Origin of the sequence: Methylosinus sp. R-45379 (genome assembly GCF_001644125.1) — a bacterium.
In the GTDB taxonomy this organism is placed as follows: Bacteria; Pseudomonadota; Alphaproteobacteria; order Rhizobiales; family Beijerinckiaceae; genus Methylosinus.
In genome coordinates this window covers 1-3,043 of record NZ_LUUM01000027.1, presented here as the reverse complement: position 1 = coordinate 3,043, position 3,043 = coordinate 1, and the positions used below count along the sequence as shown (strand labels likewise).

Sequence of the window (3,043 nt, the reverse complement as noted above, 5' to 3'; positions counted from 1 at the left end):
TTTTCGCCACGGCGGCGGACTACGACGGCGCCGACGAGACGGCGCGCCGGTTCTTCCAGGCGATTCAGAACAAGATGCTCTGGGCCGTCACCCGACACACGGCCGCCGAATTGATCCTCGAGCGCGCCGATGCCTCGAAGTCCAACATGGGCCTCACCTCATGGGCGGGAAATCGCGTGCGCAAGGCGGACGCCGTCATCGCCAAGAACTATCTGGCCGAGAATGAGGCGCGGGAGCTCGACCGGCTGGTCTCGGCCTTTCTCGACCTCGGAGCCGATCGCGCCGAGCGCCGCCAGCAAACCACCATGGCGGAATGGGCCAGCTTCGTGGACCAATATCTGAAACTCGCGGAGCGCGAGATTTTGACCCATGCCGGCGCGGTCAGCCATGATCGAATGCTGACGATCGTCGATGCGCGCTACGGGGCCTTCGACGCCGCCCGCCGGGAAGCCGAGCGCCGGGCCGCCGAAGTGGAGCACGAACAGGAAATCGACGCGGAATTGCGGCGCGCGGAAGTCGAGGCGACAAAGGGGCGAAGGTTGACCGAGGCAAAAGGCGGGAAGGCTTCACGCCGCAAGGGAGTCGGCGAATGAGCTTTCCGCCGTATGAGACGTATAAGGACAGTGGAGTCGAGTGGCTTGGCGACGTGCCGAGGCATTGGCGGACCGGAAAGATACGGCAGTTCGCCAAATTGGAGTCCGGCCATACGCCCAGCAGGCAACATCCTGAGTGGTGGGAGAACTGCACGATCCCGTGGTTTTCGTTGGGCGATGTCTGGCAGATACGCGAAGGACGAGCGACCTATGTATATGAGACTAAGGAACTTGTCAGCGAACTAGGCTTGGCGAACTCTTCTGCGAGACTGCTACCGAAAGGGACTGTGATCCTGTCGCGAACGGCTTCGGTTGGGTTTTCAGCGATCATGGGATGCGACATGGCGACAACCCAAGATTTTGCGAACTGGGTTTGTGGTCCTGATCTCATTCCAGAGTTTTTGCTGATGACACTGCGCGCGATGAAAGGCGAGTTCGATCGCCTCATGATGGGGTCGACCCACCAAACGATTTACATGCCTGACATTGCGAAACTGGCTCTCGCTCTGCCCCCACGAAATGAGCAGTCTGCGATCATCTCCTTCCTAGACCGCGAGACGGCGAAGATCGACGCGCTGGTGGAGGAGCAGCAGCGGCTGATCGCGCTGCTCGAGGAGAAACGGCAGGCCGTCATTTCCCACGCCGTCACCAAAGGCCTCGACCCCAACGCGCCGATGAAGGGCAGCGGCGTCGAATGGCTCGGGGAGGTGCCGGCGCATTGGGATGTCCTGCCCTTGTCGAGAGTGACCATCGACAAATGTGACGGTCCTTTTGGTTCCGGCCTTAAGTCGGAGCATTACACGGACGAAGGAGTCAGGGTTGTACGATTACAGAACATTCGCGAAAATGGCTTTGACGGCACGGACGCCGCGTTCATCGGAGAGGCCTATTACAGGGACTCGCTAGGTGGTCATGACGTCGTGAGCGGCGACGTGCTTATCGCAGGCCTTGGGGACGAGAAGAACACTGTCGGACGAGCTTGTGTCGCTCCCATAGGGATCGAGCCAGCAATGGTGAAGGCCGACTGCTTTCGATTTCGTGTCAACTCATCCGTTGCGTTGCCGAGATTTGTCGCGACCGAACTAAGCGTCGGATCGGCCTTTGATGCCGGTATCCTGTCGTCTGGATCAACGCGTTCTCGTATCCCACTTTCAACAATGGCGACGCGGAAGCTCGCGCTTCCTTCTCTATCGGAACAGTCTGTCATTCTGAACTTGATTGAAAGCGCGACGCGACGTCTCGATGCTCTCCTCGTCGAAGCCAAGTCCGCCATCGCCCTCCTTCAAGAACGCCGCAGCGCCCTCATCTCCGCCGCCGTCACAGGCAAAATCGACGTGCGCGGTCTCGCGCCGCAATCCGCGGAGGCGGCATGACTCGAACGACTGAGGGGCGTTCGCTCGAACTCTATTTCATCGAAGGCCGCCCGGACGGCATGTTGACGGCCGAGGTCTTCAACTGGACAGGTCATGTCCTGATGACGCCGCGCACCCGCATCGGCGCGGCGCTCGCCCGCAAGGAAGCGCGCTACACCGGCGTCTATATCCTGCTCGGCGAGCGGGATGGCGAGCCTCGCGCCTATATCGGCGAGGGCGAAAACATCAGCGGCCGCATCCGCAACCACGATACGGAGAAGGATTGGTGGACCAGCGCCGTGCTGGTGACGACGGGGGCGAATGCTCTCAACAAGGCGCATGTGAAATATCTGGAAGCGCGTCTCGTCGAGGAGGCGCGCGAGAGCGGCCGCGTCACGCTCGACAATGGAAACACGCCGCCATGCCCCGGTCTCTCGGAAGCCGCACAGTCCAACATGGAGGCTTTTCTCGGCTATCTGCTGATGGTCCTGCCGGCGCTCCGCGTCGACATGTTCATCAAAAACATCAGGCCGAAAGCGAACCAAGCGAAGAGCGAGAGGACGAGCGACGCGCCGCGGTTCGTGCTCGAGAACCGCAAGCGGGGCTTGAAAGCCTATGCGACGCTCGAAGACGGAGATTTCATCGTCGAAGCGGGGTCACAGGCGAATGTCGCCTGGGATGGCGCAAATACGAAGCACAGCGGCTATGCCGTTCTACATGAAGACCTTCAGCGGACCGGCGTGCTGAAGAACGAAGGCGATCATCTCGTTTTCACGGAGAACTACGCATTCAAGAGCCCGAGCGCCGCGGCGGGCGTCGTGAACGGCCGCCCATCCAACGGAACGCTAGAATGGAAGCTCGCCGATGGTTCGATGAACTATAAAGCCTGGGAAGCGTCCAAGCTCACCGAACTGGCGGCGGGGCAGGAATGAGCCTCCACAAGGAGATCAGCTTCGAGGACGAGGTCTGCGACCATCTCGCCGCGCACGACTGGCTTTATGACGCCAGCGCGGCGTCGCGCTATGACCGCGCCCGCGCTTTGCTCCCGTCCGATCTCCTCGCCTGGATAGAAGCCACGCAACCCAAGGCATGGGAGAC

Annotated in this window: 3 protein-coding genes; all 3 read left to right on the top strand. The window is 60.9% G+C overall.

Annotation, left to right across the window (positions count from 1 at the left end; all coding sequences use genetic code 11):
• On the top strand, positions 1-593 hold a 593-nt coding region (rhuM, locus tag A1351_RS02040; protein WP_198162197.1), incomplete at its 5' end, for a RhuM family protein.
• Positions 590-1,966, top strand: coding sequence for a restriction endonuclease subunit S (locus tag A1351_RS02035; protein ID WP_064032019.1), 1,377 nt, complete (start codon positions 590-592; stop codon positions 1,964-1,966). The genes rhuM and A1351_RS02035, both read left to right, overlap by 4 nt.
• Positions 1,963-2,877 carry a GIY-YIG nuclease family protein gene (locus A1351_RS02030; RefSeq protein ID WP_064032018.1) on the top strand — a complete coding sequence of 305 codons (915 nt, stop codon included), beginning with the start codon at positions 1,963-1,965 and terminating at the stop codon, positions 2,875-2,877. Before A1351_RS02035 ends, A1351_RS02030 begins: the two co-directional genes overlap by 4 nt.
• Positions 2,878-3,043: the final 166 nt, after the last annotated feature.

Bases quoted from the DNA above. Each gene is read 5' to 3' on its own strand.
- A1351_RS02035 (WP_064032019.1), top strand. From the start codon at position 590: ATGAGCTTTCCGCCGTATGAGACGTATAAGGACAGTGGAGTCGAGTGG.
- A1351_RS02030 (WP_064032018.1), top strand. From the start codon at position 1,963: ATGACTCGAACGACTGAGGGGCGTTCGCTCGAACTCTATTTCATCGAA.